Here is a 21,142-nt window from a genome sequence, read left to right as displayed (position 1 = left end):
GAGATCACCGTGGAATTGCAGGGTAGAACCGCATTGGTCACCGGCGGGACTTCGGGGATCGGGCTAGCGACTGCTCGTTTGCTGGCCCGCAGTGGTGCCGAGGTTGTTATCAGTGGGCGGGATGTACGGCGTGGTGAGGATGCTGCACGCTCGGCGCAGGAGGATGGGGCGGTCCGATTCGTCGCCGGCGACCTGGCCGACTTGGAGTCGGTCGCTGAGCTGGCTCGGGAAACTGGGGCGGTCGACATCCTCGTCAACAACGCGGGCGCCTTCCCGACAGCACTCACTGTCGAGCAGAGCGTCGCGGACTATCAACGGATCTTCGACACCAACGTACGCGGTGCCTATTTCCTGGTCGCGGCTCTCGTGCCGAACATGCTCGCGAAGAAGGCCGGCAGCATCGTCAACGTCACCACATTGGCTGCACACAAGGCGTTTGCCAGCACATCGGCGTACAGCGCTTCCAAGGCCGCGCTTGATGCGCTGACCCGGACGTGGGCGGTGGAGTTCGCGGACGGCGGCGTACGGGTCAACAGTGTTGCGCCCGGTCCGACCCGGACCGAGGGCGTGCTGGCCGAGTTGGGCCCGGACGGCAACGAGGGCTTTGCCAAGCAACTGGGGCTGATCCGAACGGCACAGCCCTCGGAGATTGCCGAGGCGATCGTCTTCCTAGCTTCGCCGCGCGCCAGCTACATCAACGGGGCCACGCTGCATGTCGATGCTGGAGGCAACGTCTTTTAGCGGCCAGGTCTCCGCACGCAGGAGTTCGAGCAGGGCCGTCTCGGCGGGGCCGGCGTCCTGACGCAGTACGGCGATGACCGGCTGGGTCACGACCGGGGAGACCGGTCGCACGAGGTGCTCGTGACCGTCGGGTACCGCTGAGGCCGGAACGAGCGTCACGCCCAAACCGTGCGCGGCCCAGCGCACGGCGGTCGACGTCTGGGAGACGCGGGCGGCGGTGGTCGGCGACAGGTCCTGGGCGCGCAGGACACTCAGTAGTACGCCGTCCAGCGCGCTGTCGCGGTCGAATCGCAGCCAGGGTTCGGCCTTCAGGTCGCGGAGCTCGACTCGGTCCTCGGCGAGCAGCTCGTGCTCGGGGCCCAGGACCACGACGAACTCCTCCTCGCCGAGCTGGTGGGCGTCTGACGGACTCCGGTGGCACGCCGCCATCAGGGCCAGGTCGAGCACGCCCCGGCTGCACAGCCGCTCCAGCTCAGCCGAGCTCTGCTCCTCGAAGACGGTGACCTCCAGCCGCGGGAAGCGGCGGCGCAGCGCACTTAGTGCACCCGGCAGCTGCCTGGTCCCAAAGCCCAGCTGTACGGCGACCACCAGCTCACCCACGAGCTCGTCGGCACCGGCCCGGGCGGTCGCCTGCGCCCGCCGCGACGCGTTCACCGCGACCTGCGCCTCTCGCAGGAACGCGCGCCCGACGACGGTCGGTACCAGGCCGGACGGCGTACGGGCGAAGAGTTTGACGCCCAGCTCACGCTCGAGCCCACGGATCTGCTGCGACATCGACGGCTGCGCGACATGCAACCGCTCAGCCGCCGCCGTCACCGAACCCTCCTCAGCAACAGCCAAGGCGTACTCGTACTGGCGCAGACTCATCGGCATCCTTCCCGGCTAGGCGTAACGATGTAATCACCAGTGTTACATCACGAGCCAACGGCCTGGGCGCGGGCGGTCAGGCGTCGAAGGGTTCGTCGCTCCAGCGCCACCAGGCGGCTTGGCCGTCGATGTGGAGGAGGAACTCGGGACGCGGACGCCGTCTCCGCGCCGCAGGCGCCAGACCGGGCCACGATCATCCACGGCCCCGACCATACCGTCGCTTGCTCGTGCTCTAACGACAGGACATATAGGTCTGCGACGGGCTTCGGACGTAGGGGTTTACGCGGGCGGCGCGGTGTACGTAGACGACTACCTCCTGTCGTTAGGACGGCTTAGCGGATGCGGTGGCCGCGTAGGACTACGGCGGTGGGAGTTGCCAGTACGGCGGGGTGCTCGCGGGGGTCGGCGTCGTACGTGACCAGGTTGTCGGTGGTGGTGAGGCCCAGGAAGTCGGCGGCCGACGTGCTGGCTGCTTCGAGGGCCTGGGTGACGGTCAGGCCGTGCTTGACGAGCTGGTCGACCTCACCGGCGACCGTGCCGACCATGTCGGAGCCGGCCAGCACGTGAACGCCGTACTGGCGGGCCAGCGGCAGCATCTCGGCGATGTGTTCGGTCCGGGCGCGGCGGCGTTCGGCCTGCTGCGGGGTGGCGTTGGGGTCGGGCGGGCCGTAGGCGGACAGTGTTGGCGTCCAGCCGCCGCCGCGCGCGCCGAGTACTTCGAGGTCTTTGGCGGTGATGACTTCACCGTGTTCGACGGAGTCGACGCCGGCTTGGACGAGTTCGCTGACCAAAGCAGTCTGGAGGTGCGCTGCGACCCGAGCACCGCGAGCGTGAGCCGTTGCGATGAGTTGCGCGACGGCGTCAGGTTCGTAGTTCGGCGTCATCGCGCTGCCGGGGATCGGGCCGTCCGGACCGACCGGTGGGAAGTCGGCGACGAGCTTGATCCACGTCGCGCCAGCATCGAGCTCGGCCTCGACCGCGGCCACGAGCTGGTCGGCGGGTACGGGCTCGTAGATGCCGTTGAAGTACGACGCTTCCGGCGCGAAGAACCGGCCCGCCGCAAGAACAAGCGGCCGCCCGTCCTCCGGATGAGCCGCCAGCTTGAGCGTGATCGACCGATCCCCACCAACATCCCGTACGGCGCGAACCCCCGCCTGCCCGAGCTCGTCGAGCATCGCCCGGGCGGCCCCTTCGTCGAGCGCCACCGGCGTATGGTCCTGGAGCCCGACCGTCAAATGACAGTGCGAATCGACCAATCCCGGCAGCACGAACCGCCCCGGCAACGGCTCGGCCGCACCACTCCCCACCTCAACCCGCACCCGCTCACCACTCGGCAACCCAACCCCGTCGAATACCCAACGCGTCATACCGGCATCCTCCTCCGCGACAGGTTCACGCCCCGGTCGGATCACAGCCGCTCGATTCGGCTGCCAGTAGTTCGGGCCGCCCCGAAGCCGTTGGCCTCCCCCGATCCTCCGAGCCCCACTTTGAGAACCCACCAACCACTTTCCCGGACCCCCGATGGTCGGTGGCGACCCAAAGACGCCGTACCCGCCCAAAGACGCCGCGCGCGCCCAAAGGTGGGTCGGCGGGTCTTTGGGCATCTGGGGGGACTTTGGGAGGCCACCGACCGTTTTTCGGGGCGCGGGATGGTTGGTGGGTTCCCAAAGATGCAGTTCGCGGCCAAAGACGGCGTTCGCGCACAAGGGTGGGTTGGCCCACCTTTGGGTGGATGCGGCGTCTTTGGGTATCCACCGATCATCGCGGGGGTGGGGTGGGGTACGGCGAGCTGATCAGGAGGTGATCGCAGACTCGCCTACTGTCGTTGTTGTGCGGGAGTGCCTTACGGATAAGGGGTTGTGATGAGTGGACCGTTGATTGAGGTGCAGGCGATTGCGCGGGTTGTGGGTGGGCGGGTTGAGCCTACGGATGATTATTGGGGTGGGACGGCGGCGATCATTCGGATCGACGAGACGTTGTTCGGGGCGGATGCGACGTACGGGCTTGAGGAGTTTTCGCATCTTGAGGTGGTGTTTCACTTTCACCTGATGGACAAGACGGATCTGCCCTCGGGGGTACGGCGGCCGCGGAACGACGCGCGCTGGCCGGAGCTGGGTGTTTTTGCGCATCGGAACATGCGGCGGCTGAACTGGCTGGCCGTGTCGAGGTGCCGGCTCGTGCGGGTCGACGGGCTGGATCTGCATGTGGAGGATCTGGACGCGATCGACGGTACGCCGGTGGTCGACATCAAGCCGTGGTTCAACGAGTTCGCGCCTCGCGGGGCGGTGCGCCAACCCAGCTGGCCAACCGAGATGCTCACCAACTACTACGCCCCAGCCAGTCGCTGATGGTCTTGTAGTCGGACTCGGCGAGACCCTGTGCTGGGTCGACGCGGTGGAGTAGCGCGTGACCTGGGTGGTGGGAGTCGACCCAGATTCGATCGGCGTCGGTGAGTTCGTCGTCCAGCCAGAGGAAGGGGCGGGCGGCGGCGTGGGCTACGAGGGTCGGGGTCTTCCAGTGGATGCCGAGGGGCTCGTCTCCGGTGGGGTCGGGCCAGTCGACTACCGGGAGGGCGGGGAGGCCGAGCCGTGGGGCGATGCAGTCGTTGGCGTCGTTCATCCAGGTGGTTGCCCAGACCAGGTCGCAGCCGAGGCCCACGAGCCGCGGGCCGTGCGCTGGATCGACGCGGTCGAGCAGCGGGTTCGTGTCGTCGTACGGCGGATAGGCCGGGTACGGCCGTGAGGCACCGAAGGGGATGAGCGGTCCGTCGACATCGAGAAACAGCAGCGGGCGGGGCACGAGGGGCACGGTAGCGGACCGCTGGCACTGACCAACTTGGCGCGGCCTGGGGAGTTCAGGCTCAGCGTCAGCTGCGGGAGTGGTCGCGCGGGAGGTTGGACAGTGGCGCAGATCCACCCGGGGTAGGTTCCGGGGATGAGTTTTCGGTTGGCGGCTTATGGGGTTTGTGTTCGGGATGGGCGAGTGTTGCTGGCTCGGTATGTTTCGCCGGTGGGGGCTGGGAGTTGGTGGACTTTGCCGGGCGGGAAGGTGGAGCACGGGGAGGACCCGTTTGATGCGGTGTTGAGGGAGCTTGGCGAGGAGACCGGGTTGACGGGGGTGGTGGAGGAGTTGCTGGGGGTGGACTCGCGGGTGATTCCGGCGAGTGAGGCCAGGTTGGGCGTGGTGCATCAGAACGTGGGGGTGTTCTACGGGGTGCGGGTTACTGGTGGGGTGGTGCGGCCGGAGGCCAACGGGGAGACGGCTGAGGCTGTTTGGACGCCGATTGGGGAGATCGCCGGTCTGGATCGATCGGCGGTGGTTGATGTCGGGGTCGGGTTGGCGACGCAGCGGCCGGCTAGTGGGCATCTGCCGCCGGTGGTGGTTGGTGGGCTGATTCGGCATTGAGCCGATTCTTCAAGGCAGCAAGGGCATCTGGTGACAGACCGGCTGCCTGCAGGTAGTCGAGCGGACTGCCGTACTTCGCGTCCACATGCGCCAACAGCGAGCGCATGGTGGCGGCCGAGGCTGGGAACTGCGCTGTGGCGGTCGCGTAGTCCGTGACGATGTCCTCAGCCGGTACGCCGATGGCTGCGAGGGTGAGCGCGATGACCAGGCCGGTGCGGTCGCGGCCGGCGTGGCAGGCGACGACGACTGGGCCTGGTGGTGCTTCGGCGATGGCGGTCAGGGCCCTGACGAAGCGGTGCGGGTAGTTGTCGATCAGGGCGAGGTACTGCACGAGCAGATCGTCGTCATCGATCGCGGGGTCGGCAGGGTCGTTCAAAGGAACGTTGAACCAGCGCGGGTCGGCCCCGAAGGGCGATGGGAACGTCTCGCACTCCCAGACGTCCCGGAGGTCGACGATGCGGGCCACCCCGGCAGCCTCGAAGGCGGCGAGACCTTCAGGAACCAGTTGGTCCAGGTTGTCGCTCCGGATCAGACCGCCCAGGTCTCGGACGTTGCGGCAGTTCGGCCAGGTCAGAGGCGTCGGCATGGAGTCGATCATCAACGAAAACGCCCCGGTGCACGAGGCACCGGGGCGTTGACACTCCAGTCAGGCAGCCGCAGTCGCTTCCACGAGCTGTTCGGAGGTGGGTTGGAGTTGCGGGCTAGCCAAGGTCAGAACCACGTTGGCCACCGAGAAGAGCGCGGCCACGAGCAGACCGCGCTCGAAGCCCGCCTCAAGTGCGTGCTGCTGAGTAGCGCCATGCACTAGCTCAGATGTGGTGTGGCTGATCGACAGAGTGGTGACGATGGCCAGTCCCAGCGCCCCACCGACCTGATACATCGCGCTCACAACACCGGACGCGGCACCTGCCTCAGCAGGCCGAACCTCAGAGACAGCGCTGATCTGACCGGGTACTCCGACTCCCAGGATGCCGAAACCGAAGAGAATCAGGCCCGGGAGCAGCTGGGTCGTGTAGCTGCCAGTCGCGTCGGCCTGCGAGAGCCAGAGCAGCGCACCGACGCTCAGAACGGCTCCACCAAGCTGGACAGTCCGAGTACCGACTCGCTGCACGAGCTGGGACGCCAGTACGGCGGCGACGATCGCCGCACCGCCCATCGGCAGGAAGTGCAAGCCCGCCTCAAGCGCACTGTCCCCACGGACCTGCTGCAGGTAGATAGCAGTCAGGAAGAACATGGAGAGAAACGCAGCACCGTTCAGCGACAGCGCCGCACCGGACACGCTCAGCGCCCGGGACCGGAAGAGCCGCATCGGCACGAGCGGAGCTGCGGACCGCCGCTCCACCAGAACGAACGCGACCATCAGTACCACTCCGGCAGCCAGTACGCCGATGACCTCGCCAGAACCCCAGCCACGCGGTTCCGACCGCACCACGCCGTACACGATGGCCATGAGGCCCGCCGTACCGAGCACTGCGCCCAAAGTGTCGAAAGTACGTGCACCCACGTGGTGACGGACGTCAGGGACGAACACCGGGATCAGCGCGACCAGTGCGAGCACGATCGGCACGTTGACGAAGAAGACCCACTGCCAGCTGAGTGAATCGACCAGTACGCCGCCCGCGACCACACCGAGCGTGCCACCGAGACCCGCCAGACCGCCCCAGACGCCCATGGCGATGTTGCGCTCGCGACCGTGCGCGAAGGTCATCGTCAGAATCGCCAGCGCAGCAGGTGACAGCAACGCACCACCAAGACCCTGTACGGCGCGTGCTCCGATCAGGAACTCGGGTGAGTTGGAGAGGCCGGCCACCAGCGAGGTGACGCCGAAGAGGAGCAGGCCGCCGACGAACACCCGGCGCGGGCCGAGCAGGTCGGCCGTCCGGCCGCCGAGGAGCAGGAAGCCGCCGAAGAGCAGCGTGTAGGCGTTGATCACCCACTGCAGGGAGTCGGTGGAGAAGTTCAGGTCCGCCTGGATGTGGGGCAGTGCGACGTTCACGATCGTCACGTCGAGCACCACGATGAATTGGGCGAGGGCCAGCACCGCCAGGGTGGCCCAGGGACTGCGTCGCATTCCGACCTCACTAAGTCTACGCCGTATGTATACGCTGTATGCGTACTTAGTAGACGTTAGGTCTACGGTGTAAACTTGTCAACGTGATCACCAAGGAGACGCCCCGCCGCCTGGATCCGCAGAAGGTCATCGACAGTGCGCTGGCGATCGCCGACGAGGAAGGTCCCGCGGCCGTCACGCTGCGGCGGCTGGCGCAGCTGCACGGCGTGACGCCGATGGCGCTGTACCGGCACTTCAAGGACAAGGACGACCTGCTGGCCGCCCTGGGCGACCGCCTGCTCGCGAGCGTCGTGCTCCCCGAGCCGACCGACGAGCCCTGGGACCAGCAGCTGCAGGCGCTACTGACGGCGTTCGTCGCCGCGCTGCGCACGCACCCGCGCCTGGCTGACCTGACGCTCTTCCGGATGCTGATTTCCGAGGACGGCCTGCGGATCGCCGAGCGCACCATGGAGCTGCTCACCCAGGGCGGGTTCAAGGTCGACGATGCGGCGGAGATCGGCCGGCAGTCGATCTGCTCGCTGATCACTCTGGTGACCACGGACCCCCTGACTCGCGAGACCAGTGACCCGGTCCAGCGCGAGGATTCGTTGCGGATGAAGCGTGCCGCGCTGTCCGCGCTACCGCCTCGGAAGTACCCCCTGGTCACCGCCGCAGCCGACACACTGGTCTGCCACAACTCCAGCAAGCGGTACTACGACCTGGGGATCGAGCTGGTCGTTGCCGGCATCTGCGGCGTACAGAACAAGGAGTAGCGGGTTTGGCCCTCAGCGTTGTGACCTATCTGGAACAGCACAGCCCGGACGAGCTTCTACCGGCGAAAGAGCAGCCAGTAGAGATCAGAGCGGTCGAGGAGGTCGCGCCGGAGTTCGCCCGCTACTTCTACACCGCGATCGGCGGCCACTGGCACTGGTTCGGCAAGCTCGGCTGGAACTGGGACCAGTGGGTGGAGTGGCTGAGCAGACCTGGTTTCGAAACGTATGTGCCGTGGGTCGGCGGAGTCCCCGCCGGGTACGTCACTCTGCTCGGATCGGGCAGTGAGGTCGAGATCGAGAACTTCGGCCTGCTCCGCGGCTTCATCGGGCGCGGTATCGGCGGGCACCTGCTGACGACCGGACTGCGCCAGGCCTGGACGCTGAACGAGCGCCACGAAGGCATCGCCCCGATCACCCGCGTCTGGGTCCACACCAACACCCTGGACGGGCCTGCCGCGCTGGCGAACTACCGAGCGCGCGGACTCACGCCGTACAAGACTCTGGAAGAAGAACGGCCGGACGCCGACGGTACGGCGCCTGGTCCGTGGCCCGGCTGGGACGGACCGCCCGGCGTGGTGCGGGAGGTACCGGCGGGCTGACGGCGCTACGCTCGCCAACGGAGTGAGTGATACCAATCCAGGTGGAGGTATACCGATGGCGGGGAAGTTCGAGCTCTACAAGGACAAGTCCGGCGAGTTCCGTTTCCGGCTGAAGGCCGGCAACGGCGAGGTGATCGCGACCAGCAGCGAGAGCTACGGCACCAAGGCCGCCGCGCTGAACGGGATCGAGTCGATCAAGAAGAACGCGGCCGACGCGAACCTCGACGACCAGACCGACTGAGACGGCAACAGAACAAGGGGGTTTCTCCACAGGCTGTGGAGAAACCCCCTGACTCTTTTGAGAGCTCGACGCTCAGAGACCGACCTCGTGGATGATCGGCCGGACCTCGACCCCGAGCCCCTCGATCGCGGCGTCCGGGATCAGCGCGGCCAGCTCCTGCGCGCGCTCCAGCGAGGCGACGTCGATCAGGTAGTAGCCGGCCAGGAACTCCTTGGCCTCCAGGAACGGCCCGTCCGTCACCGCCGGTACGCCGTCGCGGACCTTCACGACCGAGGTCTTGGCCGGCTCGGCCAGCGCGGCCGTGCTGTGGAACTCGCCGGACTCCTGGATCGCGGCCATGAACTTCTCGTGCCCGGAGAAGATGGCCTGCTGCTCGGTCTCGGACAGCGCGGACAGCACGTCGGGGTTGATGTTCAGGACCAGTAGGTACTTCACGGGTGTCTCCTTCAGCTGCGGACCCCGGCCGGGCCCTCTCGATGATGAGTACGGAGCCGATCGCACCACATTGACATCGCGATAGCGTCACCCCATGGCTGATCTGAGTCTCACAGATGTCCAGGCCGCCGCCGACCGGATCGCAGGCGTCGCACACCGTACGCCGGTCCTCACCTCCCGGACCCTGGACGAGTTGGTCGGGGCGGAGGTCTTCCTGAAGGCAGAGAACTTCCAGCGGATCGGGGCGTTCAAGTTCCGCGGCGCGTACAACGCGATCAGCCGGCTCTCTCCGGACGAGCTCGAGCGCGGCGTGGTGGCGTACTCCTCGGGCAACCACGCCCAGGCGGTAGCTCTGGCCGCCCGGCTCGCGGGCACCAAGGCGACCAACCTGATGCCGGCCGACGCACCGCCGACGAAGGTCGCGGCGACCAAGGGGTACGGCGCCGAGATCATCAGCTACGACCGCTATACGCAGGACCGGGCCGCGCTGGCGATGGAGCTGGTCGCCGACCGCGGGATGACGCTGATCCCGCCGTACGACCACTACGACGTGATGGCCGGGCAGGGGACGGTCGCGCTGGAGCTGATCAAGGAGGTCGGCCACCTCGGCGCACTGCTGGTTCCGGTCGGCGGCGGCGGGCTGATGGCCGGCTGCGCGACCGCGGCCACCATGCTGTCGCCGGGGATCCGGATGATCGGCGTCGAGCCGGCCGCAGGCGACGACCACGCCCGGTCGCTGGTGGCCGGGGAGCGGGTGGAGATCGACGTACCGCGGACGATCGCGGACGGCCAGGCGATCTCGACGCCGGGCGAGCTGACCTTCGCGATCAACCAGCAGTTGGTCGAGTCCTTCCAGCTGGTCACCGACGAGGAGATCCTCGCGGCGATGACGTTTGCGTTCGAACGACTCAAGATCGTCCTCGAGCCGAGCGGCGCCAGCGCGCTGGCCGCATTGCTGGCCGGACGGATCCAGGGGCTGCCCGAGCGCGTCGGAGTGGTGCTGAGCGGCGGGAACATCGGTCTGGAGCGCTTCCTCGACTTGCTCAACAAAGCCTGAATCCGCAAGGAACTGAGGCGGACCTGAGTACGCACTGTGCCCGTTGTCACAGAGAGCCACCGTCGACTGTGACCCAGCTCACACAAAAGCCCTCATTTGGCGTCTCCGGCACGCTCAGACGCGCTCAGGACACCAGATGTTCACCCTGACTCCCTGACCCGTCAGAGAGGCTCTCAGGGCCTTTTGGGAGGGTCCCTGTCGATCTGAGGGTTTGCGCCGTGATCATTCTGTTATACAGTCGTCGGCGGTTCGGTAAATAACACGAACTGCACGGATGTCACGCCGAGCTCTGCCAGGCATCTGCGCTCCCCTCGAACAACCATGGCAGAGGTGGGGGACCCAGGAGATTGGGTTTCGACTGTGAGTGGTCGGAACCCTGGGGTGAAGTCCGCGGGAGCGGACCGGGCAAGTTTTCCAGCCCGAACCCGACAGCTAACTCCGTAGGCGTCGGGAGACAACCATGCCCGTCACTGCCCGACGGACGTCGCTTTCGCGCGCCGTCAGCCATACCGAGTCCGCCGCCATTCGGACTGCCAAGCACCGCAAGCCTTCCCGGTCCGCAGCTCCGCGGGCCGCGGCCGCCGTACTGTCCGTGGGGCTCGCCGTCAGCGGTGGCGCCCTGGTCAGCATCGCTGCCGCACCGACCACCGCGTCGGCCAAGATTGCTCACACCCCGGCGCAGAATGCCGCGCTGGCTCGTGGCAAGGCGACGATCAAGAGCCGCCCGCTGCTGCGTCTGGGTGACTCCGGTCCGACCGTGAAGTGGGCCCAGAAGACCCTCCGCGTGGCCCAGGACGGTTACTACGGCAAGACCACCGTCGCGCAACTGAAGAAGTTCCAGGCTTCCTGGGGCATCAAGGCCACCGGCACCACCGACCACGCGACCTGGGGTCGCCTCACCTGGGCCGCCAGCCACAAGGTGCTGTTCGGCAACAAGGGCGGCGTCAAGGCGCAGCTCTTCCGGGAGAAGGTCCTCAAGGAAGCCGCGAAGCTCAAGGGCACGCCGTACCGCTACGGCGGCACGACGACCCGTGGCTTCGACTGCTCCGGCTACACCGGCTACGTGTACAAGAAGGCCGGCAAGAAGATGCCGCGTACGTCGCGTCAGCAGTACGCCGCGACCACGCACATCAGCGCCAAGGCCGCCAAGCCGGGCGACCTGATCTTCTTCAAGAACGGCAGCAGCGTCTACCACGTCGGCATCTACGCCGGTAAGGGTCTGCTGTGGCACTCCTCGAAGCCGGGGACGCCGATCCAGAAGGGCAAGATCTGGACCAAGAGCGTGGCCTTCGGCCGCGTCTGACCTGATAGGTGTCTCGTCGAGGAGCGTTGGTGCCTTTAGCGGTGGTCCAGTCGTTCTCTGGCAAGGCGGAGGAGGAGCGCGATGCGGAGCATCTCGCGACGACGACAACGCCGCCAGGGGGCGTCTGGGGCGCCGCTAAAGGTGCCGAACGCTCCTTGACGAGGCACTTGAGGTCTTTCCCCGTCAGCCGTCCGTCCCCCCGGACGCGCTGACCGAGACCGGCCGCGGGATCGTCGCCCCCCCCACCCCTCCGACGATCCCGCCGGCCGGCTCTTTTGTTTCAGTCGTCGGTGAGCAGCCCGGCCTCGTAGGCGATGATCGCGGCCTGCACCCGGTTGGTGGCGTCCAGCTTCACCAGCGTCCGGGAGACGTGCGCCTTCACCGTGGCCTCGCTCATGAACAGCTTCTTGCCGATATCGGCGTTCGGCAGACCGCTGCCGACCTCGACGAGAACCTCGCGCTCCCGCTCGGTGAGCTTGCTGATCCGTTCCTGCCCGACCCGGCGCCGATCGGCGCGGGAGTCCTTGGCGTAGTGCCCGATCAGCCGTCGCGTCACTGCCGGCGACAGCATCGCGTCCCCGGCCGCGACCACCTTGATCGCCTGCACGAGCTCGCGCGGCGGCGTGTCCTTCAACAGGAACCCACTGGCCCCTGCCTGCAGCGCCCGGAACACATAGTCATCCAGATCGAACGTCGTCAGTACGACGACCTTCGGCGGATCCGGCAGCGCCTGGACGGCCCGGGTCGCGGCGAGCCCGTCGAGCCGCGGCATCCGGATGTCCATCAGTACGACGTCCGGCCGGTGCCGGGTGACCATCGCGGCCGCGTCCGCGCCGTCGTCGGCCTCAGCCACCACCTCGAGCTCTTCGTCGGACTCCAGGATCATCTTCAGTCCGGCCCGGACCAGCGCCTCGTCGTCCACGATCAGCAGCCGCGTCATCGTTCCCCTTCTTCAACTGGTACCGATGGCACAGTCTCGCTCTCCCGGCCGGCCGGCCACGGCAGCCAGGCCTCGACCCGCCAGCCACCGGCCGGCGTCGGGCCGGTCGTCAGCCGGCCACCGACCAGTACGACGCGTTCGCGCAGACCGACCAGTCCGGCACCGGCGCCTGGGAGCAGTGAATCAGCAGCGACCGGCCGGACGTTCGTCACCCTCACCGTCAGACCGTCACCACGCCCGCCGAACACCAGCACCTCGGTCGAGGAACCGCGCGCGTGCTTGTGCACATTGGTCAGCGACTCCTGGACGATCCGGTAGATCGTCCGCCCGATCGACAGCGGTACGTCGGTCGGCAGCGCGATCTCGCTGCTCACGGTGACTCCGGCCGCGCGTGAATCGGCGACCAGCCGCTCGAGGTCGGCGGCCTGCGGAACCGGCGCCAGGTCGGCCCCGGCCACGCTGGTGTCGGACCGCAGCACCCCGAGCACCTCGCGCAGATCCTCCATCGCTTGCCGCGCGGTCTCCCGGATCAGCCGCGCCGAGCCCTCGATCTTCTCCGGGCCGACCGCCGGGTTCACCTCCAGGCCACCGGCGTGCAGCGCGATCAGCGACACCTTGTGGGCGAGGACGTCGTGCATCTCCTGGGCGATCCGGGCCCGTTCACCGAGCCGGGCCTGCTCGGCGCGCAGCTCACGTTCGGCCTCGGCTCGCTCGGCCCGGTCCTGCCAGGACGCGACAAGATCCCGGCGGGCACCGACGAAGGCGCCGATCGCGACCCAGGTCCCGATCAGGAACGGGCCGGTGAACACCGACACCCAGAACGCTTCGTCGAACAGCCCGCTGTTGAGCACGAGCGCGACGTACCCGAGGATCGTCAGGATCACGAGGACCACGTCGCGGCGGCGGATCGCGAGTGTCAGCAGGGCAAGGCCGAGGGGGACGAAGATGCCGCCCACGAGCATCCCGACGATGCCGATCATCGTGACCGTGACCGGGAAGCGGCGGCGCCAGAGCAGCGCGACCGAGGAGATGACGCCGGCGGCCAGCACGACCCAGCCCCGGAGATCCCATCCGTTGCCCATGCTTGCCTGCGCGACGACAGTCAGCAGGCTGAACGCGACGTACAGGAAATCGCGGATGCGCGGGGCATGCGTGCGCCACCAGGCGTACCACCGGCGCAGACGTCGCATTCACCCAGCGTAGTGGGGCGGCCTCCACCAGGCCCTCCCCCATGAGGTTAGGTTCCGGGCCCCCGATCGCAGACTTTCGTAGGGGGTGCTCGCAGCCGGACGTCCGATGTGCGGAAGGGGGTCCGGACGGTTGACTCGTTGTCATGATCACCGTCGAGAACCTGACCAAGCGCTACGGCAGCACCACGGCTGTCCAGGATGTGTCCTTCACCGTCCAGCCCGGGAGCATCACCGGCTTCCTCGGCCCGAACGGCGCGGGCAAGTCCACCACGCTCCGGATGCTGACCGGGCTCACCCCGCCGTCGTCCGGTACCGCGACCATCACTGGCAAGCGGTACGTCGAGCTGCCGAACCCGGGTCGGGTCGTCGGAGTCATGCTGGATGCCGCCGCGCAGCACGCCGGCCGCACCGGCCGGGAGACGCTGGCGCTGAACGCGAGCCTGCTGGGTGTCCCGAAGAGCCGTGCGGACGAGATGCTCGAGGCAGTCGGCCTCTCGCACGCCGCGAAGCGCCGCGTCGGCCAGTACTCGCTCGGCATGCGGCAGCGCCTCGGCATCGCGAACGCGCTGCTCGGCGACCCCGCCGTACTGATCCTCGACGAGCCCGCGAACGGCATGGACCCCGAAGGCATCCGCTGGATGCGCGGGCTGCTCCAGGACTTCGCCTCGCGCGGCGGCACCGTGATCCTGTCCAGCCACCTGCTCGGTGAGGTCCAGGCGACCGTCGACCGGCTGGTCGTCATCGGCGGCGGCCGGATCGTCGCCAACGGTTCGCTCGACGAACTGCTCGCCGGGACCGGCACGCTGGTCCGCGGCGTCGACCCGATCGGCCTGAACCAGGCACTGACCGCGGCCGGCCTGAGCCTCGAGCCGGGCCTCGACGGATCGCTGCGGGTCGACGCCACCGCCGAGCAGGTCGGACGCGCCGCCGCAGCGGCCGGTCAGATCCTGCTCGAACTCCGCCAGAGCGACGGTGCCGGCCTGGAAGACCTGTTCTTCCAGCTGACCGCCACCCCCGCGGCCGCCTGATCACCTCGACCTTTTCCTGGAGACGAACACCATGACCACTCTTACTGAAGCAGCGCCGGCAGCCCCGGCCAAGCACAAGGCCGAAGCCGGTACGGCGCTGCCGCCCGCGCGCGGCCAGTCGTTCCTGAAGCTCGTCACCGTCGAGCTGCGCAAGTCCCTGGACACCCGCAGCGGCCGGGTCCTGGTCGCCGCGATCCTGCTGATCGCGCTGGCCGCGATGACCTGGCAGATCACCCACCTGGGCGAGGGCACCGTCGGTTTCGACGCGTTCCTCGGCGCCGGAACGGTCGGCACCATGCTGATCCTGCCGGTCATCGGCGTGATGGCGATGACGTCGGAGTGGACCCAGCGGACCGCGCTCACCACCTTCACGCTGTCGCCGCGCCGGGTCCGGGTCCAGCTGGCGAAGTTCGTCTCCGCCGTCGCCCTGAGCGCGGTAGTGATGAGCGTCGTCGTCGCCTTCGGCTTCGTCTTCACCGCGCTCACGTCAGCGCTCACCGACCACGCCACCACGTACGCCGGACTGGGCGGACAGCTCGCCGGGGCCTACCTGACGATGGCGCTGAACGTGGTCATGGGTGCCGCCTTCGGTGCGGTGATCGCCCAGACCGCGGTCGCGATCCTGGTCTTCTTCATCGCTCCCACCGCCTGGTCGCTGGCCGGTCCGGCGCTGTTCAAGGACAACGCGAACTACCTGGACGTCTTCTCCGCCTTCGGCCGGATCGCCGAGCGCGACCTGCACGGGATGCTGCCCGAGACGCTCACCGCGATCGGGGTCTGGGTAGTCCTCCCGACCATCGTCGGACTGTGGCTTAGCTCACGCCGCGAGGTCAAATAACACCGAAAGACGCGGCGGGGCGGACCGGTTTGAGGGGACCGGGCCGCCCCGCCGGCACGGTGATCGGACCTCTTCGGCGTCCGCCAGGGGGCCGGTGCGTGTGTCGATCCCCAGCTCCGGGTATCCTTGAACCACGATTACTGACGACTGATCCGTGGACGCCACGCAGCGTACCCGGTTGACTTGTGCGAGGGGGTCGACGCTATGGGGCGCGGCCGTGCAAAGGCCAAGCAGACGAAGGTCGCACGCGACCTGAAGTACCGCACCTGGGACACCGACCTGGACCAGCTCAAACGAGAGCTGGCCGGCGGAGAACAGGGCGGGACCGCTTCTGCGAACGGTGACAACGACGGCGACGACAGCGACGCCGACGACTACCATCCCCGTCGGTAAGCAACATCAGCCCGGCTGAGCTGCTCAGCACCCCCGGTGGGGACTGAGCAGTTCTCCGTGCGTCCGACGTAGTTCCACCACACCAGCACCACGCGGTGACGTTGTGCTGCCGAAGCCGGCGGGCTGAAGCAGACCAACACACCACCTGGGGCTACCGCTTGGTGGATGTGTGCGCGCAAGCTCCGCCGCGCCTGGCTCGTCCAGGCGCGGCTCTTGTCGCGTCCGGTCAGCGTGACCTACTCCGCTCAGGTCGAGCCCGAGCGGAGTTTTCGTCGTGTCCGACCTGACTACTTGGCGTAGTCGCCTTCGAGGGTGACCGCGCCGCCCGGGGCGCCGAGGACCTCGCCACAGACCCAGGCGGGGATGTCGCGCGCGGCCAGCTCGGCGATCGCGGCGTCGGCGGCCGACTGATCCAGTACGGCGACCATGCCGGCGCCCATGTTCAGCGTCTTCTCGAGCTCGAGCAGCTCGACGGCACCGAGCTGCCCGACCAGGCCGAAGATCGGGGCCGGCGACCAGGTCGACCGGTCGATCCGAACCGACAGCTCCGACGGGATGACCCGCGCCAGGTTGGCCGCGAATCCACCGCCGGTGATGTGCGACATCGCGTGCAGCGGGGTCGCGCCGTCCTTGTTGAGCGCCCGGATCAGCTCCAGGCAGTGCTTGGCGTAGACCCGGGTCGGCGTCAGCAGCGTCTCACCGAGCGTGGTCCCGAGCTCCGGAACCTCCCGGTCGAGCGCCCACTTGGCCCGGTCGAAGAACACGTGCCGGACCAGGGAGTAGCCGTTCGAGTGCAGACCCGACGAGGCCATCGCGACAACCACGTCCCCGGCGCGCACCCGCTCCGCCCCGAGCAGCTCGTCCGCCTCGACCACACCGGTCGAGGCACCGGCGACGTCGTACTCATCAGGCTCGAGCAGGCCCGGGTGCTCCGCGGTCTCGCCGCCGACGAGCGCCGTACCGGCCTCGACACACGCCTCCGCGATCCCCTTCACGATCTGCGCGATCGTCTCCGGGACCACCTTGCCGGTGCAGATGTAGTCGGTCATGAACAGCGGCTCGGCGCCGCAGACCACCAGGTCGTCGACGACCATCCCGACCAGGTCGAACCCGATCGTGTCGTGCTTGTCCATCCGCTGCGCGATCTGGACCTTCGTCCCGATCCCGTCGGTCGAGGTCGCCAGCAGCGGCCGCCGGTACGCCGTCAGGGCGCTCGCGTCGAACAGTCCGGCGAACCCGCCCAGACCGCCGACGACCTCCGGCCGGGTCGCCTTCGACACCCATTCCTTCATCAGCTCGACGGCCCGGTCACCGGCCTCGATGTCGACTCCGGCGGCGGCGTAGCTGGCGCCTTCGCTCACGTTCTTCTCCTCGGTACGACGTCGATGCTTTGCCGACGCTTTGTTACGGACGACTGAGGGCGTCGGCTGCGCCGCCACCACCGACGACCGCGGCCAGGCCGTCCGCGTCGGTGCTCACCGGGACCTCGAGCAGGTGCTTGCCCAGATACTCCGGGTCCGGCAGCGCGACCGGGTAGACACCGTCGAAGCAGGCCCGGCACAGCTGGTCCTTCGGCACGTTGGTCGCCTCGACCAGCGTGTCCAGGTCGATGTACCCGAGCGAGTCGGCGCCGAGCGACCGGCAGATCTCGTCGGTGTTCAGGCCGTTCGCGATGAGCTCGGCGCGGCTGGCGAAGTCGATCCCGTAGAAACACGGCCACTTCACCGGCGGGGCGGTGATCCGGACGTGGATCTCCTTCGCCCCGGACTCGCGCAGCATCCGGATCACGGCGCGCTGGGTGTTGCCGCGAACGATCGTGTCGTCCACGACCACCAGGCGCTTACCCTCGATCACCTCGCGCAGCGGGTTCAGCTTCAGACGGATCCCGAGCTGGCGGATCGTCTGGCTCGGCTGGATGAACGTCCGGCCGACATAGGCGTTCTTGACCAGGCCGGCGCCGTACGGAATCCCCGACTCCTCGGCATACCCGATGGCACCCGGTACGCCGGACTCCGGCGTCGCGATGACCAGGTCGGCCTCGGCAGGGTGCTGACGGGCCAGGCGGCGGCCGATCTCCACGCGGGTGGAATGGATCCGCTGGCCGGAAATCTGGGTGTCCGGGCGCGCCAGGTAGACGAACTCGAACAGACAACCCTTGGGATCAGCCTCGGCGAACCGCTGCGAGCGGAGCCCGTCGGCGTCGATGGCGACCATCTCACCCGGCTCGATCTCCCGGACGAAGCTCGCGCCGACGATGTCGAGCGCCGCGGTCTCGCTGGCGATCACCCACCCGCGCTCCATCCGGCCCAGCACGAGCGGACGGATGCCCTGCGGGTCGCGAGCGCCGTACAGGGTGTTCTCGTCCATGAAGACGAGGCTGAACGCACCCTTCACCTTCGGCAGGATCTTCGCTGCCGCCTGCTCGATGGTGAGATCCGGGTAGCCGGCCAGCATCGAGGTGAGGACGTCGGTGTCGGAGGACGCGGTGTGCTTCGCGTTCGCCTTCGCGTGATCGGCGCCGGCGTCCAGACCGAGATCAAGGTCACCCCCGCCGTGCAGACTGGCGGCGAGCTCCCCGGTGTTCGTCAGGTTGCCGTTGTGCCCGAGCGCGATCGACCCGGTCGCCGTGGACCGGAACGTCGGCTGAGCATTCGCCCACACACTGGACCCAGTGGTGGAGTACCGGCAGTGCCCGATCGCGATATGCCCGCGCAGCGAGGCAAGAGTCGCCTCGTCGAACGCCTGGCTGACGAGACCCATGTCCTTGTAAACGAGAATCTGGCTCCCGTTACTGACTGCGATCCCCGCCGACTCCTGCCCCCGGTGTTGCAAGGCATAGAGCCCGAAATAGGTGAGTTTGGCAACCTCTTCCCCCGGCGCCCAAACCCCGAAGACGCCACAAGCGTCCTGCGGTCCCAGGTCCTGAGGGTCAAGGTCATGAGTGAGCCGACCATCGCCACGAGCCACACCAGCAGTCTACGCGACGAAGCGGCGTCTCCCTGACGAGGCGAATTTCAGAAGGCCGACCGGGCGGGGCCGACCCCGCGGTTACTTAGGCCATCCCCAGCAGGCCGAGGCCGGACTCGGCTCGCACGGCGGGCCGGCGTTCGCCGTACCTGCAGCAACGCCCATCAGCACGACAGTGAGGCCGATCACTGACAGCATCTTCTTGATCACAACTTGTCCCTTCGAAATAATCCCGGAACCGCGCATTGAGTGCCCTCTGTCGACGCTCTCTGTATATGGTCGGTTCCGACAGGTTCACAAGGAGGCTTTTCGTGCTCGATCCGCTAGGTGTGGATGAAGCCACCTTTGCGGTCTATCACGCCCTTCTCAGCCAGCCGGATAGTACGCCGGAGCAGATTGCCGCGCTAGTACATCAATCGGTTAATGATGTACATGGGCTGATGGACAGGCTACGGAAGCTCGACCTCCTGGTCCCGACCTGGGCAAATCCCGAGGGCGAACACGCCGTTCACCCTCGGGTCGGTCTCGCCAATCTCGCCGAGCGGCGCCGGGTTGAACTCAATGCAGAGTTAGGGCTCCTCCGCGAGGCCGAAGCGAGCGCCGAGGTCGTCGCCGAGCAGTACAACGAGCTCCTGACAGCCCGGAGCAGCGGTGATGTCGAGGTGATCAAGGGCAGGGCCAACGCGTCCCGCCGGATCGACGAACTGGCCCTCAAGGTCCGCCACTCCTTCTGGGCACTGACTCCCGCTCACGTCGACGACATGGTTCGCCCCATCGAGAGCTCACCGGACGCGCCGTTGCTGGAGCGCGGCATCAAGATGCGTGCCGTCTACCTGCAGAACATGATGGAATCCAAGGCCGCCACCGAGTACGCCGCAGCCATCCATCGCCTCGGTGGCGAGGTCCGGGCCACCCCGACCTTGCCCATGCGACTCCTGATCTTCGACCAGGAAATCGCCGTCATGCCGATGGACCCTGACAACCACGCCGCCGGCGCGGTCATCCACCGCAGCCCCGCTGTGGTCCACATAGCCACCGCCCTCTTCGACGCCTACTGGGCCCGATCATCAGAGCTGTTCGCCCCGGACGACCGCGACAACGAGTCACCACTCACCCCCCACGAGGCCGAAGTACTGCGGTTGCTCGCGGGTGGGGCGAAGGATGAGCAGGTGGCTCGGCTGCTTGGGATCTCGCTGCGGACCGCCCGTCGCATCACGGCCAACCTGTCCGAGCGCCTCGACGCAGCCAGCCGGTTCGAGCTCGGGGTGGCAGCCGCCAAACGCGGCTGGGTCTGAGTGTTCGAGTCACTGGGGCTGAGCGATCGGAACCTCGCGACCTACCGTGCGCTACTGAAGCAGCCGGAGCTCGTCCGCGTCGCGCGAGTCGGTGAGCTCGCCCAGGCTGTCGGCGTTTCCGAGGACGAGGCGGCCGAGCAGATCGCCGAGCTTCGCGAGCTGGGCCTGCTGGTGCCACGCTGGAATATCGAGGACGAGGACTACCCGCTGCATCCGGCAGATGGATTCGATTTGCTGACGAGGCGTCGAGAGCAGGAGATCAATCAGCTCGCAGCGGGCCTGGATTCAGATCGCGTGGCAGTGGCAGAATTTGTTGCCGGATACACCGAATTCCTGGCTCACAAAAGCATCGGCGGCGTCGAGATCCACGAGGGCGAGCGCGCATATCAGCGGATGCAGCATTTCCGTCCCAAGAAGTCGATGTGGGGCATGATCCCTGCGGACCCCAATCCGCGCCGGGATCCCGAAGAATCCACCGACGCCGCAATCCTGAAACGCGGAATCGACGTCCGCTATCTCAATGTCGAGGCACAACTGAAACTGCGGGGAACGCGCGAGTTCTACGACTTCGCACGGAAGTACGGAGCCGAGGCCCGACTGGTGCCGGCGGTTCCGTTGAAGATGGTGATCTTCGATGGTGAGGCCGTCGTGGTCGGAATCGATCCGGACGACACCTCGCCCGGAGCGATGGTCCACCACAGCAAGTCCGTCGTCCGCATCGCCATCGAACTGTACGAGTTCTACTGGCAGTCAGCCCGGCCCTACTACGAGCTCCCAGCAACTGATGTCGGCGAACTGACCAGCCAGGAGTCCGGGTTTCTGCGCCTTCTCGTGCAGGGGGCTACTGATGAGCAGGTGGCTCGGAAGTTGGGGGTGTCGATGCGGACGGTTCGGCGAATGGCGGCGAAACTTGCGGAGCAGGTGGGGGCTTCCGGGCGGTTTGAACTGGGGGTTCGGGCGGCTCAGCGGGGATGGGTGGATTAACCCCAGTCCCAGGCTCGGTGGGAATTGTTGGGTGGG

24 protein-coding genes and 1 riboswitch are annotated in these 21,142 nt (G+C 67.5%); of the genes, 13 read left to right on the top strand and 11 right to left on the bottom strand.

What is annotated here, in order from left to right; translation table 11 throughout:
* The first annotated feature begins 9 nt into the window (after window positions 1–9).
* The gene (locus OG474_RS19835; RefSeq protein WP_405063819.1) at window positions 10–741 is read left to right on the top strand and encodes an SDR family NAD(P)-dependent oxidoreductase; all 732 of its coding nucleotides are present in this window, start codon (window positions 10–12) and stop codon (window positions 739–741) included.
* On the opposite strand, the gene OG474_RS19830 is transcribed toward OG474_RS19835, so the two are convergent.
* Both OG474_RS19830 and OG474_RS19825 read right to left on the bottom strand, forming a co-directional pair.
* Window positions 670–1,608, bottom strand: a complete 939-nt coding sequence (locus OG474_RS19830; RefSeq protein WP_405063818.1) for a LysR family transcriptional regulator — start codon at window positions 1,606–1,608, stop codon at window positions 670–672. The genes OG474_RS19835 and OG474_RS19830 overlap by 72 nt on opposite strands.
* A 332-nt stretch (window positions 1,609–1,940) precedes the next feature.
* Window positions 1,941–2,975: an amidohydrolase family protein gene (locus OG474_RS19825; RefSeq protein ID WP_405063817.1), complete on the bottom strand. Its 1,035-nt coding sequence runs from the start codon at window positions 2,973–2,975 to the stop codon at window positions 1,941–1,943.
* A 495-nt stretch (window positions 2,976–3,470) separates the two neighbouring features.
* On the opposite strand from OG474_RS19825, the gene OG474_RS19820 reads away from it, so the two are divergent.
* A complete protein-coding gene (locus OG474_RS19820) occupies window positions 3,471–3,956 on the top strand; it encodes an SAM-dependent methyltransferase (protein ID WP_405063816.1) in 486 nt (161 codons plus the stop codon).
* Here the strand turns inward: OG474_RS19820 and OG474_RS19815 are convergent.
* Entirely contained in the window at window positions 3,925–4,407 is a 483-nt protein-coding gene (locus OG474_RS19815; RefSeq protein WP_405063815.1) for a hypothetical protein, read from the bottom strand. The two genes, OG474_RS19820 and OG474_RS19815, sit on opposite strands and share 32 nt — an antisense overlap.
* A 135-nt stretch (window positions 4,408–4,542) precedes the next feature.
* Between OG474_RS19815 and OG474_RS19810 the strand changes: the two genes are divergently transcribed.
* Window positions 4,543–5,013, top strand: a complete 471-nt coding sequence (locus tag OG474_RS19810; RefSeq protein WP_405063814.1) for an NUDIX hydrolase — start codon at window positions 4,543–4,545, stop codon at window positions 5,011–5,013.
* Here the strand turns inward: OG474_RS19810 and OG474_RS19805 are convergent.
* Both OG474_RS19805 and OG474_RS19800 read right to left on the bottom strand, forming a co-directional pair.
* The gene (locus OG474_RS19805) at window positions 4,964–5,599 is read right to left on the bottom strand and encodes a tyrosine-protein phosphatase (protein WP_405063813.1); all 636 of its coding nucleotides are present in this window, start codon (window positions 5,597–5,599) and stop codon (window positions 4,964–4,966) included. The genes OG474_RS19810 and OG474_RS19805 overlap by 50 nt on opposite strands.
* A gap of 60 nt (window positions 5,600–5,659) precedes the next feature.
* Window positions 5,660–7,084, bottom strand: coding sequence for a DHA2 family efflux MFS transporter permease subunit (locus tag OG474_RS19800; protein ID WP_405063812.1), 1,425 nt, complete (start codon window positions 7,082–7,084; stop codon window positions 5,660–5,662).
* Window positions 7,085–7,167: 83 nt separating this feature from the next.
* Here OG474_RS19800 and OG474_RS19795 point away from each other — a divergent pair, with 83 nt between their 5' ends.
* The 3 genes from OG474_RS19795 to OG474_RS19785 are packed head-to-tail and all read left to right on the top strand — an operon-like array spanning window position 7,168 to window position 8,676.
* The gene (locus OG474_RS19795) at window positions 7,168–7,836 is read left to right on the top strand and encodes a TetR/AcrR family transcriptional regulator (RefSeq protein WP_405063811.1); all 669 of its coding nucleotides are present in this window, start codon (window positions 7,168–7,170) and stop codon (window positions 7,834–7,836) included.
* Window positions 7,837–7,841: 5 nt separating this feature from the next.
* The gene (locus OG474_RS19790) at window positions 7,842–8,435 is read left to right on the top strand and encodes a GNAT family N-acetyltransferase (RefSeq protein WP_405063810.1); all 594 of its coding nucleotides are present in this window, start codon (window positions 7,842–7,844) and stop codon (window positions 8,433–8,435) included.
* A gap of 55 nt (window positions 8,436–8,490) precedes the next feature.
* A complete protein-coding gene (locus OG474_RS19785) occupies window positions 8,491–8,676 on the top strand; it encodes a YegP family protein (protein ID WP_132171270.1) in 186 nt (61 codons plus the stop codon).
* 72 nt (window positions 8,677–8,748) lie between these two features.
* Here the strand turns inward: OG474_RS19785 and OG474_RS19780 are convergent, their stop codons facing one another.
* Window positions 8,749–9,111 carry a YciI family protein gene (locus tag OG474_RS19780; protein ID WP_405063809.1) on the bottom strand — a complete coding sequence of 121 codons (363 nt, stop codon included), beginning with the start codon at window positions 9,109–9,111 and terminating at the stop codon, window positions 8,749–8,751.
* Between the two features lie 94 nt (window positions 9,112–9,205).
* Between OG474_RS19780 and OG474_RS19775 the strand changes: the two genes are divergently transcribed.
* Window positions 9,206–10,168: a pyridoxal-phosphate dependent enzyme gene (locus OG474_RS19775; RefSeq protein WP_405063808.1), complete on the top strand. Its 963-nt coding sequence runs from the start codon at window positions 9,206–9,208 to the stop codon at window positions 10,166–10,168.
* A gap of 270 nt (window positions 10,169–10,438) precedes the next feature.
* Window positions 10,439–10,629: riboswitch (cyclic di-AMP (ydaO/yuaA leader) on the top strand.
* The gene (locus OG474_RS19770) at window positions 10,629–11,471 is read left to right on the top strand and encodes a C40 family peptidase (RefSeq protein WP_405063807.1); all 843 of its coding nucleotides are present in this window, start codon (window positions 10,629–10,631) and stop codon (window positions 11,469–11,471) included. It overlaps the preceding riboswitch by 1 nt.
* Before the next feature lie 280 nt (window positions 11,472–11,751).
* On the opposite strand, the gene OG474_RS19765 is transcribed toward OG474_RS19770, so the two are convergent.
* Both OG474_RS19765 and OG474_RS19760 read right to left on the bottom strand, forming a co-directional pair.
* The gene (locus OG474_RS19765; RefSeq protein ID WP_405063806.1) at window positions 11,752–12,411 is read right to left on the bottom strand and encodes a response regulator; all 660 of its coding nucleotides are present in this window, start codon (window positions 12,409–12,411) and stop codon (window positions 11,752–11,754) included.
* Window positions 12,408–13,601 (bottom strand): sensor histidine kinase, encoded by a 1,194-nt coding sequence (locus tag OG474_RS19760; RefSeq protein WP_405063805.1) that lies wholly within the window; start codon window positions 13,599–13,601, stop codon window positions 12,408–12,410. The genes OG474_RS19765 and OG474_RS19760 overlap by 4 nt, the downstream gene beginning before the upstream one ends.
* A gap of 143 nt (window positions 13,602–13,744) precedes the next feature.
* Between OG474_RS19760 and OG474_RS19755 the strand changes: the two genes are divergently transcribed.
* From OG474_RS19755 to OG474_RS19745, 3 genes are all read left to right on the top strand, one after another.
* Window positions 13,745–14,629, top strand: a complete 885-nt coding sequence (locus OG474_RS19755; protein WP_405063804.1) for an ABC transporter ATP-binding protein — start codon at window positions 13,745–13,747, stop codon at window positions 14,627–14,629.
* Between the two features lie 31 nt (window positions 14,630–14,660).
* Window positions 14,661–15,467, top strand: coding sequence for an ABC transporter permease (locus OG474_RS19750; RefSeq protein ID WP_405063803.1), 807 nt, complete (start codon window positions 14,661–14,663; stop codon window positions 15,465–15,467).
* Window positions 15,468–15,671: 204 nt separating this feature from the next.
* Window positions 15,672–15,860 carry a DUF3073 domain-containing protein gene (locus OG474_RS19745; protein WP_391542551.1) on the top strand — a complete coding sequence of 63 codons (189 nt, stop codon included), beginning with the start codon at window positions 15,672–15,674 and terminating at the stop codon, window positions 15,858–15,860.
* Between the two features lie 287 nt (window positions 15,861–16,147).
* Here the strand turns inward: OG474_RS19745 and purM are convergent, their stop codons facing one another.
* The 3 genes from purM to OG474_RS19730 form a co-directional block, all read right to left on the bottom strand.
* The gene (purM, locus tag OG474_RS19740) at window positions 16,148–17,221 is read right to left on the bottom strand and encodes a phosphoribosylformylglycinamidine cyclo-ligase (RefSeq protein ID WP_405063802.1); all 1,074 of its coding nucleotides are present in this window, start codon (window positions 17,219–17,221) and stop codon (window positions 16,148–16,150) included.
* A 43-nt stretch (window positions 17,222–17,264) separates the two neighbouring features.
* Window positions 17,265–18,827 carry an amidophosphoribosyltransferase gene (gene purF, locus OG474_RS19735; RefSeq protein WP_405063801.1) on the bottom strand — a complete coding sequence of 521 codons (1,563 nt, stop codon included), beginning with the start codon at window positions 18,825–18,827 and terminating at the stop codon, window positions 17,265–17,267.
* Between the two features lie 81 nt (window positions 18,828–18,908).
* On the bottom strand, window positions 18,909–19,037 hold the full coding sequence (locus tag OG474_RS19730) for a hypothetical protein (protein ID WP_405063800.1): 129 nt from the start codon (window positions 19,035–19,037) through the stop codon (window positions 18,909–18,911).
* 230 nt (window positions 19,038–19,267) lie between these two features.
* On the opposite strand from OG474_RS19730, the gene OG474_RS19725 reads away from it, so the two are divergent.
* Together OG474_RS19725 and OG474_RS19720 are read left to right on the top strand one after the other, a co-directional pair.
* On the top strand, window positions 19,268–20,122 hold the full coding sequence (locus OG474_RS19725; RefSeq protein WP_405063799.1) for a LuxR C-terminal-related transcriptional regulator: 855 nt from the start codon (window positions 19,268–19,270) through the stop codon (window positions 20,120–20,122).
* On the top strand, window positions 20,123–21,106 hold the full coding sequence (locus OG474_RS19720; RefSeq protein ID WP_405063798.1) for a LuxR C-terminal-related transcriptional regulator: 984 nt from the start codon (window positions 20,123–20,125) through the stop codon (window positions 21,104–21,106).
* The last annotated feature ends 36 nt before the right edge of the window (window positions 21,107–21,142 follow it).

It is taken from the genome of Kribbella sp. NBC_01505 (assembly GCF_045040285.1).
Classification (GTDB): domain Bacteria; phylum Actinomycetota; class Actinomycetes; order Propionibacteriales; family Kribbellaceae; genus Kribbella.
The sequence above is the reverse complement of the archived record's forward strand: the minus strand, read 5'-3'. Positions and strand labels throughout refer to the sequence as shown.